Below are 14,853 nucleotides of genomic sequence, written 5' to 3'. Positions count from 1 at the left end.
GTCGATGTTGGTGCGCACTTTAACCAAGATAGGCAGGGGTGCGCACGCGCTGTAAATGCAAAGTCGTTGGGGAATTATGCACGGTACTGCAATGATGCCTGTCGGACGTGTCCGCGATGGCGCGCTGGATTTACTCAAGTGGCTGGCGCTGCTGAGCATGGTGCTCGATCACCTGCGCTATGTGGGGTTGAGTCTGGATGGGCTGTATGTGCCTGGGCGCCTGGCGTTCCCGTGGTTTTGCCTGGCGATTGCGGCCAATTTACACAGGGCCCGCAACGCACCGGTGACCGGCCATTGGCGCTATTTGGGTTGGTTGTTGCTGTTCAGCGTGATCAGCGAAGTGCCGTATCGAATGTTCATCGAAGATGCCGATACCTTAAACGTGTTACCGACCCTGGCGCTGGGCTTGCTCATTGCCCGAGGTTGGCAGAAGAAGACGTTGTTTGATCGAGGATTGGCGCTGATCGCCGTCTCAATAGCGGCGATTTTTTCAGCCCAGTTGATGTTCGGTTTCTTTGGTGTATTGCTGCCGCTGGCAATGCTGCTGGTATTTCGTCGGCCTTGGTATTTCAGCATATTGCCGGGATTGGTCTGTGTGGCGGCTAATCAGTGGCAGGTTTTGCTCAATAGCGGCACGGTTGTAGCGTTGTTGGGCTTGGCGACATGCCTGATTGCGCCAGTGGTGGGTTTGGTCTTATTACGACACGCCAAAAATGTCTCGCCACCGCCTATGCGCCGCTGGGCGTATGCGCTCTACCCCATGCATTTCCTGCTGCTGCTACTGGTCCGTCAGATCATCGCCTAACCCCCTCCCACATTTGCTGTGTTGTTCCGGCAATGTCGTAAACGCACCTTTGCGTGGCGTGCGCAGGCATTTGGCCTGCCTGCGCCAGCCCTACCATCGCATCAAAGGGCCCTGCACGGGCCTCAACAATACGAAAGGCTGGGAGAGACGCGATGTTCAGCAAGAAAGACCAGATCCAGGGTTATGACGATGCACTGCTGGCGGCGATGAATGCCGAGGAGCAGCGTCAGGAAGATCATATCGAGCTGATCGCGTCAGAGAACTACACCAGCAAACGTGTGATGGAAGCGCAAGGCAGCGGCCTCACCAACAAATACGCCGAAGGCTACCCAGGCAAGCGCTACTACGGCGGCTGCGAGCACGTGGACAAGGTCGAGGCCCTGGCCATCGAGCGCGCCAAGCAGCTGTTCGGCGCCGATTACGCCAACGTGCAACCGCACTCCGGTTCGTCCGCCAACAGCGCCGTGTACCTGGCGCTGATCAACGCGGGCGACACCATCCTGGGCATGAGCCTGGCCCACGGCGGTCACTTGACCCACGGCGCCAAAGTGTCGTCCTCGGGCAAGCTGTACAACGCGGTGCAATACGGCATCAACACTGACACCGGCCTGATCGACTACGACGAAGTCGAGCGTCTGGCCGTCGAGTGCCAGCCGAAAATGATCGTGGCCGGTTTCTCCGCCTACTCCAAGACCCTGGACTTCCCACGCTTTCGCGCCATCGCCGACAAGGTAGGCGCGCTGCTGTTCGTCGACATGGCCCACGTCGCCGGCCTGGTCGCCGCTGGCCTGTACCCGAACCCGCTGCCGTACGCCGACGTGGTCACCACCACCACCCACAAGACCCTGCGCGGTCCACGGGGCGGCCTGATTTTGGCCAAGGCCAACGAAGCGATTGAAAAGAAACTCAACGCTGCCGTGTTCCCCGGAGCCCAGGGCGGCCCGTTGATGCACGTCATCGCCGGCAAGGCCGTGTGCTTCAAGGAAGCGCTGGAGCCAGGTTTCAAGGCCTACCAGCAACAAGTGATCGACAACGCCCAGGCGATGGCGAGCGTATTCATCAAACGCGGCTACGATGTAGTGTCCGGCGGCACCGATAACCACCTGTTCCTGGTCAGCCTGATCCGTCAGGGCCTCACCGGTAAGGACGCGGATGCAGCCCTCGGTCGCGCTCACATCACCGTCAACAAGAACGCGGTGCCGAATGACCCGCAGTCGCCGTTCGTGACTTCGGGCCTGCGCATTGGCACCCCGGCGGTGACTACGCGTGGTTTCAAAGTGCCGCAGTGCATCGAACTGGCCGGCTGGATCTGCGACATCCTCGACAACCTCGGCGACGCCGATGTCGAGGCCAACGTGGCCAAGCACGTGTCTGCCCTGTGCGCTGATTTCCCGGTTTATCGCTGAGCGCGGTTTTGGAGTAATGACTATGCAACGCTACTCGGGCTTCGGCCTCTTCAAGCACTCCCTCAGCCATCACGAAAACTGGCAGAAGATGTGGCGCACGCCGACCCCGAAAAAGGTCTACGACGTGGTCATCGTCGGCGGTGGCGGGCATGGTCTGGCGACCGCTTACTACCTGGCCAAAGAACACGGCATCACCAACGTCGCGGTGGTCGAGAAAGGCTGGTTGGGCGGCGGTAACACCGCGCGCAACACCACCATCGTGCGTTCCAACTACCTGTGGGACGAGTCGGCGCACCTGTACGAACACGCGATGAAACTGTGGGAAGGCCTGTCCCAGGACCTGAACTACAACGTGATGTTCTCCCAGCGTGGCGTGTACAACCTGTGCCACACCCTGCAGGACATCCGTGATTCCGAGCGCCGCGTGAGCGCCAACCGCCTCAACGGCGTGGACGGCGAACTGCTCAACGCCCAGCAAGTGGCCGATGAGATTCCGTACCTGGACTGCTCGAAGAACACCCGCTACCCGGTGCTCGGCGCCACTGTGCAACGGCGCGGCGGCGTGGCCCGTCACGATGCCGTGGCCTGGGGCTTTGCCCGCGCCGCTGACGCACTCGGCGTGGACTTGATCCAGCAGACCGAAGTGATCGGCTTCCGTAAGGAAAACGGCGTGTGCATCGGTGTGGAAACCAACAAGGGCTTTATCGGCGCCAAGCGCGTCGGTGTGGTGACCGCCGGTAACTCCGGGCACATGGCTTCGCTGGCGGGCTTTCGCCTGCCGATCGAATCCCACCCGCTGCAAGCGTTGGTGTCGGAGCCGATCAAGCCGATCATCGACAGCGTGATCATGTCCAACGCCGTGCACGGCTACATCAGCCAGTCCGACAAGGGCGACCTGGTGATCGGTGCCGGTATCGACGGCTACAACGGCTACGGCCAGCGTGGCTCGTACCCGGTGATCGAACACACCATTCAGGCCATCGTCGAGATGTTCCCCGTGTTGTCGCGGGTGCGCATGAACCGCCAGTGGGGCGGCATCGTCGACACCACGCCGGACGCCTGCCCGATCATCTCCAAGACGCCGGTACCGAACATGTTCTTCAACTGCGGTTGGGGCACCGGTGGCTTCAAGGCCACCCCAGGCTCAGGCAACGTGTTTGCCGCCAGCCTCGCCAAGGGTGAAATGCACCCATTGGCCGCACCTTTCTCCATCGACCGTTTCCACAACGGTGCGTTGATCGATGAACATGGCGCTGCGGCTGTCGCCCACTAACAGGAGAAATACCTCATGTTGCATATCTTCTGTCCTCACTGTGGCGAACTGCGCTCCGAAGAGGAATTCCACGCGTCCGGCCAAGCGCATATCCCGCGCCCGCTGGACCCGAATGCCTGCACCGACGAGCAGTGGGGCGACTACATGTTTTTTCGCGATAACCCGCGCGGCCTGCACCACGAGCTGTGGATTCACGCCGCCGGTTGCCGCCAGTACTTCAACGCGACACGCGACACCGTGACCTACGAAATTCTTGAAACCTACAAGATCGGTGAGAAGCCTCAGTTCACCGCCAAGGCCTCTGGAGACAAGGTATGAGCCAGATCAATCGCCTGTCCAACGGTGGCCGGATCGACCGTAATAAAGTGCTGACTTTCAGCTTCAATGGCCAGAGCTACAAAGGCTTTGAAGGCGATACCCTGGCCGCAGCCCTGCTGGCCAACGGCGTCGACATCATCGGTCGCAGCTTCAAATACTCGCGCCCACGTGGCATCTTCGCCGCCGGCGCCGAAGAGCCGAACGCCGTGCTGCAGATCGGCGCTACCGAAGCCACGCAAATCCCTAACGTGCGCGCCACCCAACAGGCGCTGTACCAAGGCCTGGTCGCCACCAGCACCAACGGCTGGCCGAGCGTCAACAACGACATGATGGGGATTCTCGGCAAGGTTGGCGGCAAGCTGATGCCGCCCGGTTTCTACTACAAAACCTTCATGTACCCGCAATCGTTCTGGATGACCTACGAGAAGTACATCCGCAAGGCGGCGGGCCTTGGCCGTTCGCCGACCGAGAACGACCCGGACACCTACGACAACTTCAACCGTCACTGCGACGTGCTCATTGTCGGCGCAGGCCCTGCCGGCCTGGCCGCTGCACTGGCCGCTGCGCGCAGCGGTGCCCGCGTGATCCTGGCCGATGAGCAGGAAGAATTCGGCGGTTCCTTGCTCGATTCGCGCGAAAGCCTCGACGGCAAACCGGCCACCGAATGGGTTGCCGGCGTTATCGCCGAGCTCAAAGCCCTGCCGGACGTGGTGCTGCTGCCCCGCGCCACCGTCAACGGCTACCACGACCATAACTTCCTGACCATTCACGAGCGCCTCACCGATCACCTCGGTGACCGTGCGCCGATCGGCGTGGTGCGTCAGCGCATCCACCGTGTGCGCGCCAAACGCGTGGTGCTGGCCACCGGTGCGTGCGAACGTCCGCTGGTGTACGGCAACAACGACGTGCCGGGCAACATGCTGGCCGGTGCGGTCTCGACTTACGTGCGTCGCTACGGCGTGGCGCCGGGTAAAAAACTGGTGCTGTCGACCAACAACGACCACGCCTACCGCGTTGCGCTGGACTGGCTGGATGCCGGCCTGCAAGTGGTGGCCGTGGCCGATGTGCGCCACAACCCACGCGGCGCGCTGGTGGAAGAAGCCCGTGCCAAAGGTATTCGCATCCTCACCGGCAGCGCTGTGGTCGAGGCCCGTGGCACCAAGCGTGTGACCGCTGCGCGTATCGCCGCGATTGACGTCAAAGCGCATAAAGTCACCAGCCCCGGCGAGTGGCTGGACTGCGACCTGGTCGCCAGCTCCGGCGGCTACAGCCCGGTGGTCCACTTGGCCTCGCACCTGGGCGGCAAGCCGACCTGGCGTGAAGACATCCTCGGTTTCGTACCGGGTGAAGCGCCGCAGAAACGCGTGTGCGTCGGTGGTATCAATGGCGTCTACGGCCTTGGCGATTCCCTGGCCGATGGTTTTGAAGGCGGCGTGCGCGCGGCCAGCGAAGCCGGTTTTGCCCCGGTGGAAGGCACCCTGCCAAAGGCCTTGAGCCGTCTGGAAGAGCCGACACTGGCCATTTACCAAGTGCCGCACGACAAGCCGACTGCGCGGGCGCCGAAGCAATTCGTCGACCTGCAGAACGACGTCACCGCTGCCGCCATCGAACTGGCGACCCGCGAAGGTTTCGAGTCGGTCGAGCACGTCAAACGCTACACCGCGCTGGGCTTCGGTACCGACCAGGGCAAGCTGGGCAACGTCAACGGCCTGGCGATTGCCGCCCGTTCGCTGAACGTGACCATCCCGCAGATGGGCACCACCATGTTCCGTCCCAACTACACGCCGGTGACCTTCGGCGCGGTAGCGGGCCGTCACTGTGGGCACATCTTCGAACCGGTACGCTACACCGCGCTGCAAGCCTGGCACGTGAAGAACGGCGCCGAGTTTGAAGACGTCGGCCAGTGGAAACGCCCGTGGTACTTCCCACGCAACGGTGAAGACCTGCACGCCGCGGTCAAACGCGAATGCCTGGCGGTGCGCGACAGCGTCGGCCTGCTGGATGCGTCGACCCTCGGCAAGATCGACATTCAGGGCCCGGATGCCCGTGAGTTCCTAAACCGCATCTACACCAACGCCTGGACCAAGCTCGATGTGGGCAAGGCGCGCTACGGCCTGATGTGCAAGGAAGACGGCATGGTCTTCGACGACGGCGTCACCGCCTGCCTCGCCGACAACCACTTCCTGATGACCACCACCACCGGCGGCGCCGCCCGTGTGCTGCAGTGGCTGGAAATCTACCAACAGACCGAATGGCCGGACCTCAAGGTGTACTTCACCTCGGTCACCGACCACTGGGCGACCATGACCCTGTCCGGCCCCAACAGCCGCAAGCTGCTGAGTGAGGTCACCGACATCGACCTGGACAAGGACGGCTTCCCGTTCATGACCTGGAAAGAAGGCTTGGTGGGCGGTGTTCCGGCGCGGGTGTTCCGTATCTCGTTTACCGGTGAGCTGTCGTATGAGGTCAACGTGCAGGCCGACTACGCCATGGGCGTGCTGGAAAAAATCGTCGAGGCCGGCAAGAAATACAACCTGACCCCGTACGGCACCGAAACCATGCACGTACTGCGGGCCGAGAAGGGCTTCATCATCGTCGGCCAGGACACCGACGGCTCGATGACCCCGGACGACCTGAACATGGGGTGGTGCGTTGGCCGTACCAAACCGTTCTCGTGGATCGGCTGGCGCGGGATGAACCGTGAAGACTGCGTGCGTGAAGAGCGTAAGCAACTGGTGGGCTTGAAGCCGATCGATCCAACCGTGTGGCTGCCGGAAGGCGCGCAGCTGGTGTTCGATCCGAAGCAGAGCATTCCGATGAAGATGGTCGGCCACGTCACCTCCAGCTATGCGCACAACTCCCTGGGCTATTCGTTTGCCATGGGCGTGGTGAAGGGCGGCTTGAAGCGTATCGGCGAGCGGGTGTTCTCACCGCAGGCGGATGGCAGCGTGATCGAGGCGGAGATTGTGTCTTCGGTGTTCTTTGACCCGAAAGGTGATCGCCAGAACATCTGACACCTGATCGTTCCCACGCTCCGCGTGGGAATGCATCCCGGGACGCTCTGCGTCCCAAGAGCGGACGCAGAGCGTCCAAAGCGGCATTCCCACGCAGAGCGTGGGAACGATCAATTTAAGACACAGGTGCTTTATGACAGCAGCCAATGTTTACCAACAACGCCCCACCACCGGCGCCAAGGCCGAGTCGTCGCTGCACCATGCCGACCTCGCCAGCCTGGTCGGCAAGGGTCGCAAGAACGCCGGCGTGACCGTGCGGGAAAAGAAACTCCTCGGCCACCTGACCATTCGTGGCGATGGCCACGATGCCGCGTTCGCCGCCGGTGTGCACAAGGCCCTGGGCATCGAACTGCCTGGCGCCCTGAGCGTGATCGTCAAAGGTGAAACCAGCCTGCAATGGCTCGGCCCGGACGAGTGGCTGCTCATCGTCCCAAGCGGTGAAGAATTCGCCGCCGAGCAGAACCTGCGTGCCGCGCTGGGCGATTTGCATATCCAGATCGTCAATGTCAGCGGCGGCCAGCAGATCCTCGAACTGAGCGGCCCGAACGTGCGCGACGTGCTGATGAAGTCCACCAGCTACGACGTGCACCCCAACAACTTCCCGGTGGGCAAGGCGGTGGGCACGGTGTTCGCCAAGTCGCAACTGGTGATCCGCCACACCGCCGAAGACACCTGGGAACTGCTGATCCGTCGCAGCTTCTCGGATTACTGGTGGTTGTGGTTGCAAGACGCCTCGGCCGAGTTCGGCCTGAGCGTTCAAGCCTGAGGAATCGCCGATGAGCCGCGCACCCGATACATGGATTTTGACCGCCGACTGCCCCAGCGTGCTCGGCACGGTGGACGCGGTTACCCGCTACCTGTTCGAGCAGGGTTGCTACGTCACCGAACACCACTCGTTCGATGACCGCCTCTCGGGCCGGTTTTTCATTCGCGTGGAGTTTCGTCAGCCCGACGGCTTCGACGAGCAGGCATTCCGCGCTGGCCTGGCCGCGCGCGGTGAAGCCTTTGGCATGATCTTCGAGCTGACGGCGCCGAACTACCGGCCAAAAGTGGTGATCATGGTCTCCAAGGCTGATCACTGCCTCAACGACCTGCTGTACCGCCAGCGCATCGGCCAGCTGTCGATGGACGTGGTCGCGGTGGTGTCCAACCACCCCGATCTGAAGCCGTTGGCCGACTGGCACCAGATTCCCTACTACCATTTCCCGCTGGACCCCAACGACAAGCCGTCCCAGGAGCGTCAAGTGTGGCAAGTGGTGGAAGACACCGGCGCTGAACTGGTGATCCTTGCGCGCTACATGCAAGTGCTGTCGCCTGAGTTGTGCCGCAAGCTCGACGGCAAGGCCATCAACATCCATCACTCGTTGCTGCCGGGGTTCAAGGGCGCCAAGCCGTATCACCAGGCGTACAACAAGGGCGTGAAACTGGTGGGCGCCACGGCGCATTACATCAACAACGATCTGGACGAAGGCCCGATCATCGCCCAGGGCGTGGAAGTGGTGGATCACAGCCACTATCCCGAGGATCTGATTGCCAAGGGGCGTGATATTGAAGGGCTGACCTTGGCGCGGGCGGTGGGGTATCACATTGAGCGGCGGGTGTTTTTGAATGCCAACAGGACGGTGGTGCTCTGACTGACGCCATCGGGAGCAAGTCCCCTCCCACAGTTGATTGGGTTCACACAGTCAAAATGTGGGAGGGGGCTTGCTCCCGATGAGGCCCTCACAATCAACACAGAAAACAGCATCTGTACCCGAGCACTTAAATGCGCTGCCCACCCAAAGGGGGCAACGCAGTTCCATAAAAACAACAGCGAGGTGAAAGCATGTCTGGTAATCGTGGTGTCGTGTATCTCGGCAACGGCAAGGTCGAAGTACAGAAAATCGACTATCCCAAAATGCAGGACCCCCGTGGCAGGAAGATCGAGCACGGCGTCATCCTGCGCGTGGTCTCCACCAACATCTGCGGCTCCGACCAACACATGGTGCGCGGCCGTACCACTGCCCAGACCGGCCTGGTGCTCGGTCACGAGATCACCGGTGAAGTGATCGAGAAGGGCAGCGACGTCGAAAACCTGAAAATCGGCGACCTGGTTTCGGTACCGTTCAACGTGGCGTGCGGCCGCTGCCGTTCGTGCAAAGAGCAACACACCGGCGTATGCCTCACCGTTAACCCGGCCCGTGCCGGTGGTGCCTACGGCTATGTCGACATGGGCGACTGGACCGGCGGCCAGGCCGAATACGTGCTGGTGCCGTATGCCGACTTCAACCTGCTCAAGCTGCCGGACCGCGACAAGGCCATGGAAAAAATCCGTGACCTGACCTGCCTCTCCGACATTCTCCCAACCGGCTACCACGGCGCCGTGACGGCCGGCGTCGGCCCAGGCAGCACCGTGTACATCGCCGGCGCCGGCCCGGTCGGCCTGGCCGCTGCCGCATCCGCACGCCTGCTCGGCGCGGCGGTGGTGATCATCGGCGACGTCAACCCGATCCGCCTGGCCCACGCCAAGGCCCAGGGTTTCGAAATTGCCGACCTGTCCACCGACACCCCGCTGCACGAACAGATCGCCGCATTGCTCGGCGAGCCGGAAGTGGACTGCGCCGTCGACTGCGTAGGCTTTGAAGCACGCGGCCACGGTCACGACGGCGTCAAGGCCGAAGCCCCGGCCACCGTGCTCAACTCGCTGATGGGCGTGGTGCGCGTGGCGGGCAAGATCGGTATCCCCGGCCTGTACGTCACCGAAGATCCAGGTGCCGTCGACGCCGCCGCCAAAATGGGCAGCCTGAGCATCCGCTTTGGCTTGGGTTGGGCTAAATCCCACAGCTTCCACACCGGGCAGACGCCAGTGATGAAGTACAACCGCCAACTGATGCAGGCGATCATGTGGGACCGTATCAACATTGCCGAAATCGTCGGTGTGCAGGTGATCAGCCTGGATGACGCGCCGCGTGGGTATGGCGAGTTCGATGCGGGTGTGCCGAAGAAGTTTGTGATTGATCCGCACAAACTGTTCAGCGCGGCGTAACGCGCTGGGTGTCAATGAAAGGGGCGGCCTGCGGGTCGCCCTTTTTGCGTCGGGTGTTTAAGCCTGCAAGCACGATAGCTGCATCTGTCCGCCCTGAGCAAACCCCCTCCCACATAGGTTTTGTAGTGTTTGGAGAGGCCCGGAACAATGTGCCGGCTATCCAGTCCAACGCCTGCTTTCGCCCTATACCCAGAGGTTGTCCCCATGAAGATTTCTCGCGGTTTCGCCCTTTCCTGCCTGATGAGCCTGGCTGCCACTCCGGTGTTTGCCGCAGGGTTCAGCCTTGGCGATGCGGCCAATGCCATTTCCGGCATGCAAGGGGGTAATAACAAGGCCGCTGCCGCCGCACCGTCGTCCGAGACGGCCGACCTGCTGACCGCACTGACCTCGCAACTGAATGTCACGCCCGAACAAGCCATCGGCGGTACCGGTGCCATGCTGGGGCTGGCCAAGAACCAACTGGGCGGTAACGACTATTCGCAGCTGGCCAAGAGCGTGCCGGGGTTGGACAAGCTGTCCGGCGACAACGCCCTGGGCAGCCTCGGCGCCTTGAGTGGCTTACTCGGCCAGACCGGCGGCAGCAAGACCAGCGGTCTGGACGGCTTGCTGGGTAACGTGAAGAACACCAACGATCTGAACACCGCATTCAGCGCCCTGGGCATGGACAGCGGCATGATCAGCCAGTTTGCCCCGGTGATTCTCAAGTACCTGGGCGAGCAGGGCGTGGGGGGATCGCTGTTGCAGAGTCTGGGCGGTATTTGGGGCGCCTGATTTTTTAAATGCCCGGCTCCGGCTATGAGGCCGGACTGGTTGGGTCGTAAACAGCGGTAGCATCTTTGCGGGAATCATCTGTTCGCGTTCGCCACAAAGTGGAAGGCCCTGACCGACAGCGTCGGGGGTATTCCTTACTTAATAAACGGAAGCGCTTATATGAACATTCTCGGTAATTCTGGTTTCTCCATTTATGCGAACCCGCACGGTCCGGCTACCTTGGGAAAGGAAATTGCATTGGAGTCCAAGAATTGGCTTCCAGAGCTTGCTCTTCCTATGCGTCCGGAAGATCAGTCACCGAAACAGATGCACTCTGAGGACTTTGCCCGGATGCGTCGCGTTCTAACACCGCTATCGCAAGATCAGTCACTGAATCAGATGCGCTCCAAGCACTTCACACCGATGCTGGGTGCTCCAATTCGGCCGGATAACGGCTCGCACACAGCGCTGCGCAACGAGCATCGTCTGCTGGCACCGACCGCTCCTGTTCGGCTTAATAGCCTGTTGGCCTAAGTTACTCATCAAATAGCCTCGTCATCCCCGGCAATCTTCTGCCGGGGAATCGAGGTCAAGCAGTTGCTCGATGCGCGCATCTTTCTCCTTCCAGAGCTGGTTCACCCAGTTCTGGACGGTCTGGCGAAACGCCGGATCATTTTCGTAATCCCCTTGCCATAACGCCGGGTCCAGCTCGCGGGTGCGGATATCGATGATCACCTTCGGCACCGCGCCGCTGATCAAGTCCCAGAACCCCGGAATTTTCTGCTGCGGATAAACCACGGTGACGTCGAGGATCGCGTCCAGCTGTTCACCCATTGCCGCCAGCACGAACGCTACGCCGCCAGCCTTGGGCTTGAGCAATCGTGTGAACGGTGAATCCTGCTGTTTGCGCTTGGCCTCGCTGAACCGTGTGCCTTCCAGGTAATTGACCACCGTGACCGGCTGGCGCTTGAACAGCTCGCAGGCTTGTTGGGTGATCTTCAAATCCTGGCCCGCCAGCTCCGGGTGCTTGGCCAGGAACGCCTTGGTGTAGCGCTTCATGAACGGGTAATCCAGCGCCCACCAGGCCAGCCCCAGGAAGGGCACCCAGATCAGCTCTTTTTTCAGGAAGAATTTGAAGAAGGGCGTGCGTCGGTTCAGCGCCTGGATCAGCGCCGGGATATCCACCCACGACTGGTGATTGCTGATCACCAGGTAACTCGTGTCGCTGCGCAGGTCTTCGCCGCCGCGAATATCCCACCGGGTTGGGATGCACAGGGCGAAGATCAGTTTGTCGATCTCGGCCCAGGTTTCGGCGATCCACATCACCGCCCATGACATGTAGTCGCGAGAACGACCCGGCGCCACCAGCTTGAGCAGGGCGAACACCATCAGGGGGCCGATCAGGACCAGCGTATTGAGCAACAGCAGCAGGGTAACCAGACAGCCGGTGAGCAGGCGGCGCATAAGCAACTCTTGGAAGGGTGTGGGCGGGTCATGATAAGAGAGCGGAGTCCAGAGGCCAAATCGCAAAACGCCGAACGATCTAACTAAGTGCTGCCTTTGCGGTCTAGAATCCGCCTACTTCTTTCCGAGGAAATCACTTCGTGAAACTGCTATTTGCCTCGCTCGCCCTTGCCGCCTTGCCCGTCATGGCCGCCGAACCGACCCTCTACGGTCGCTACGAATACATCCAACTGCCGGAAATCGGCGAAACCTTCAAGGCCAAGATGGACACCGGCGCGCTGACCGCTTCGCTGTCGGCCCGCGACATCGAGACCTTCACCCGTGACGGCGACGACTGGGTGCGCTTCCGCCTCGGCGGCAAGGACGCTTCCAACAAGGTCTACGAACACAAGGTGTCGCGCATCAGCAAGATCAAGAGCCGCGCCGACGAAGACGACGAAAAAGACGAAGCCAGCGTGGCCAAGCGCCCGGTGATCGACCTGGAAATGTGCCTGGGCGACGTCAAGCGCACCGTCGAGGTCAACCTCACCGACCGCAGCAGCTTCAACTACCCGCTGCTGATCGGCGCCAAGGCCCTGCGTGAATTTGGCGCAGCGGTGAACCCGGCGCGTCGCTACACTGCCGACAAACCGGACTGCTGACGGACCCCCATGCCCCACATCCTGATTGTCGAAGACGAAGCGGCGATAGCCGATACGCTGTTGTTCGCCCTGCAAGGCGAGGGCTTCACCACCACCTGGCTGACGCTCGGCCAGGCGGCGCTGGAACATCAGCGCCAGACGCCGGCCGACCTGGTCATCCTCGACATCGGCTTGCCGGACATCAGCGGCTTTGAAACCTGCAAGCAATTGCGCCGCTTCAGTGATGTGCCGGTGATGTTCCTCAGTGCGCGGGACGCTGAGATCGACCGCGTGGTGGGGCTGGAGATCGGCGCCGACGACTATGTGATCAAGCCGTTCAGCCCGCGGGAAGTGGCGGCGCGGGTGCGGGCGATCCTCAAGCGGGTTGGCCCTGGTGTGGCGCCGGCGCTGTTCCAGGTGGACCTGGAGCGCATGCAGATCAGCTATCGCGGCCAGCCCTTGAGCCTCACGCGCCATGAATTCCGCCTGCTGCAAAGCCTGCTGGAGCAACCCGAGCGTGTGTTCAGCCGCGAACAACTGCTGGACGCGGTGGGCGTGCCGGCCGATGCCGGCTACGAGCGCAATATCGACAGCCATATCAAAAGCCTGCGCAGCAAGTTACGTAGCGTGGCGGCGCAGGCCGAACCGATCCAGACCCATCGCGGCCTGGGCTACAGCTACAGCCCGAGCAACAGCTGATGCGCCTGGGGCTGCGAATTTTCCTGGTGTATGCGCTGTTTATCGGCCTGACCGGTTACTTTGTGCTCAGCACGGTGATGAAGGAAATCCGCCCCGGCGTGCGCCAGTCCACCGAAGAAACCCTGGTGGACACCGCCAACCTGCTGGCCGAAATCCTGCGCGATGACGTAAAAAACCGCACCCTCGGCCAAAGCCACTGGCCGCAGTTGCTCAAGGCCTACGGCAATCGCCAGCCGGGCGCGACCATCTGGGGCCTGCCGAAAAACCAGGTCAACCACCGTATCTACGTGACCGACGCCAAGGGCACGGTGCTGCTCGATTCCAGCGGCGAAGCGGTGGGCCAGGACTACTCCAAATGGAACGACGTGTACCTGACCCTGCGCGGCGAATACGGTGCGCGCTCGACCCGCAGCAACGCGGAGGATGCCACCTCGTCGGTGATGCACGTGGGCGCGCCGATTCGCGACAACGGCCATATCATCGGCGTGGTCACCGTGGCCAAGCCGAACAGCTCGTTGCAGCCTTACGTCGACCGCACCGAGCGGCGCCTGCTGTGGTACGGCGCCGGGTTGGTGATCCTCGGCTTGCTGCTGGGCGCGTTGCTGTCGTGGTGGTTGAGCGTGGCCTTGAGACGTCTGACGGCCTACGCCGAAGCGGTCAGCGAAGGCCGGCGTGCCGAGTTGCCGCATTACCGTGGCGGTGAGTTGAAGCAGTTATCCACAGCGGTGGAGCACATGCGCACGCAGCTGGAGGGCAAGGCCTACGTCGAACATTACGTGCACACCCTGACCCACGAATTGAAAAGCCCATTGGCGGCGATCCGTGGCGCGGCGGAGCTGTTGCAGGGCGATATGACCCGCGAACAGCAGCAGCGCTTTGTCGGCAATATCGACAGTGAGAGTGCGCGCCTGCAGCAGTTGATCGAGCGCCTGTTGAACCTGGCGCAGGTGGAACAACGCCAGGGGCTGGAAGAACAGACGAGTCTCGCGCTGGGCGCATTGGTCGATGAAGTGCTCAACGCCCAATGCGCACGCATCGAAGGCGCCGGCCTGCGTGTGGAGCAGGCGATTGCTGCGGATGTGAAGGTGTTCGGCGAACCCTTCCTGCTGCGTCAGGCCTTGGGTAATCTGCTGGACAACGCCTTGGACTTCACACCCCCCGGCGGGCTGTTGAAGTTCAGTGCACAGACGCTGCACAACGATGTGCAGGTGAGCCTGTTCAACCAGGCGGCGCCGATTCCCGACTACGCCTTGCCGCGTCTGAGTGAACGCTTTTATTCGTTGCCACGCCCGGCCAGCGGGCGCAAAAGCACGGGCCTGGGCCTCAACTTTGTCGAGGAAGTGATGAAGCTGCACGGTGGCGCGTTGCAGATCGGCAACGTGCCGGGTGGCGTGCAGGTGGTGCTGCATCTCCACACAGTCTCCACATTGCCCACATAAAACGCCCACATGCGCGCCTCACTCTCTGTCCATCAAAACA

General features: G+C 61.7%; 14 protein-coding genes. 13 read left to right on the top strand and 1 reads right to left on the bottom strand.

Annotation, left to right across the window (positions count from 1 at the left end):
* Nucleotides 1–76 precede the first annotated feature (76 nt).
* The 10 genes from V6M90_RS19310 (at nt 77) to V6M90_RS19265 (ending at nt 11,125) form a co-directional block, all read left to right on the top strand.
* Complete coding sequence (locus V6M90_RS19310; RefSeq protein WP_042945379.1) at nt 77–805, top strand: TraX family protein; 729 nt, start codon at nt 77–79, stop codon at nt 803–805.
* Nucleotides 806–957: 152 nt separating this feature from the next.
* Nucleotides 958–2,211, top strand: a complete 1,254-nt coding sequence (glyA, locus tag V6M90_RS19305) for a serine hydroxymethyltransferase (RefSeq protein ID WP_003176547.1) — start codon at nt 958–960, stop codon at nt 2,209–2,211.
* A gap of 22 nt (nt 2,212–2,233) precedes the next feature.
* Nucleotides 2,234–3,484: a sarcosine oxidase subunit beta gene (locus tag V6M90_RS19300; protein ID WP_003176546.1), complete on the top strand. Its 1,251-nt coding sequence runs from the start codon at nt 2,234–2,236 to the stop codon at nt 3,482–3,484.
* 15 nt (nt 3,485–3,499) lie between these two features.
* A complete protein-coding gene (locus tag V6M90_RS19295) occupies nt 3,500–3,802 on the top strand; it encodes a sarcosine oxidase subunit delta (protein WP_003176545.1) in 303 nt (100 codons plus the stop codon).
* Complete coding sequence (locus V6M90_RS19290; protein WP_003176544.1) at nt 3,799–6,816, top strand: sarcosine oxidase subunit alpha; 3,018 nt, start codon at nt 3,799–3,801, stop codon at nt 6,814–6,816. The genes V6M90_RS19295 and V6M90_RS19290 overlap by 4 nt, the downstream gene beginning before the upstream one ends.
* A gap of 133 nt (nt 6,817–6,949) precedes the next feature.
* Nucleotides 6,950–7,582 carry a sarcosine oxidase subunit gamma gene (locus V6M90_RS19285; RefSeq protein WP_003176543.1) on the top strand — a complete coding sequence of 211 codons (633 nt, stop codon included), beginning with the start codon at nt 6,950–6,952 and terminating at the stop codon, nt 7,580–7,582.
* A 10-nt stretch (nt 7,583–7,592) separates the two neighbouring features.
* Nucleotides 7,593–8,450, top strand: a complete 858-nt coding sequence (gene purU / locus V6M90_RS19280) for a formyltetrahydrofolate deformylase (protein WP_003176542.1) — start codon at nt 7,593–7,595, stop codon at nt 8,448–8,450.
* Nucleotides 8,451–8,641: 191 nt separating this feature from the next.
* The gene (fdhA, locus tag V6M90_RS19275; RefSeq protein ID WP_003176541.1) at nt 8,642–9,841 is read left to right on the top strand and encodes a formaldehyde dehydrogenase, glutathione-independent; all 1,200 of its coding nucleotides are present in this window, start codon (nt 8,642–8,644) and stop codon (nt 9,839–9,841) included.
* Between the two features lie 204 nt (nt 9,842–10,045).
* A complete protein-coding gene (locus V6M90_RS19270) occupies nt 10,046–10,612 on the top strand; it encodes a DUF2780 domain-containing protein (RefSeq protein ID WP_042945377.1) in 567 nt (188 codons plus the stop codon).
* Between the two features lie 159 nt (nt 10,613–10,771).
* Nucleotides 10,772–11,125, top strand: coding sequence for a hypothetical protein (locus tag V6M90_RS19265; protein ID WP_141062942.1), 354 nt, complete (start codon nt 10,772–10,774; stop codon nt 11,123–11,125).
* 21 nt (nt 11,126–11,146) lie between these two features.
* On the opposite strand, the gene V6M90_RS19260 is transcribed toward V6M90_RS19265, so the two are convergent.
* Complete coding sequence (locus tag V6M90_RS19260; protein ID WP_332846964.1) at nt 11,147–12,055, bottom strand: acyltransferase; 909 nt, start codon at nt 12,053–12,055, stop codon at nt 11,147–11,149.
* A 140-nt stretch (nt 12,056–12,195) separates the two neighbouring features.
* On the opposite strand from V6M90_RS19260, the gene rloA2 reads away from it, so the two are divergent.
* Genes rloA2 through creC form a run of 3 tightly spaced genes read left to right on the top strand, consistent with a single transcriptional unit; the run spans nt 12,196 to nt 14,813 of the window.
* Nucleotides 12,196–12,696, top strand: coding sequence for a retropepsin-like aspartic peptidase RloA2 (rloA2, locus tag V6M90_RS19255; RefSeq protein WP_078826360.1), 501 nt, complete (start codon nt 12,196–12,198; stop codon nt 12,694–12,696).
* 9 nt (nt 12,697–12,705) lie between these two features.
* Nucleotides 12,706–13,374 carry a two-component system response regulator CreB gene (creB, locus tag V6M90_RS19250; RefSeq protein WP_332846963.1) on the top strand — a complete coding sequence of 223 codons (669 nt, stop codon included), beginning with the start codon at nt 12,706–12,708 and terminating at the stop codon, nt 13,372–13,374.
* Entirely contained in the window at nt 13,374–14,813 is a 1,440-nt protein-coding gene (gene creC / locus V6M90_RS19245; RefSeq protein ID WP_332846962.1) for a two-component system sensor histidine kinase CreC, read from the top strand. Before creB ends, creC begins: the two co-directional genes overlap by 1 nt.
* Nucleotides 14,814–14,853: the final 40 nt, after the last annotated feature.

The organism is Pseudomonas lactucae (assembly GCF_036688725.1).
GTDB classification, from domain to species: Bacteria; Pseudomonadota; Gammaproteobacteria; order Pseudomonadales; family Pseudomonadaceae; genus Aquipseudomonas; species Aquipseudomonas lactucae.
The sequence above is the reverse complement of the archived record's forward strand: the minus strand, read 5'-3'. Positions and strand labels throughout refer to the sequence as shown.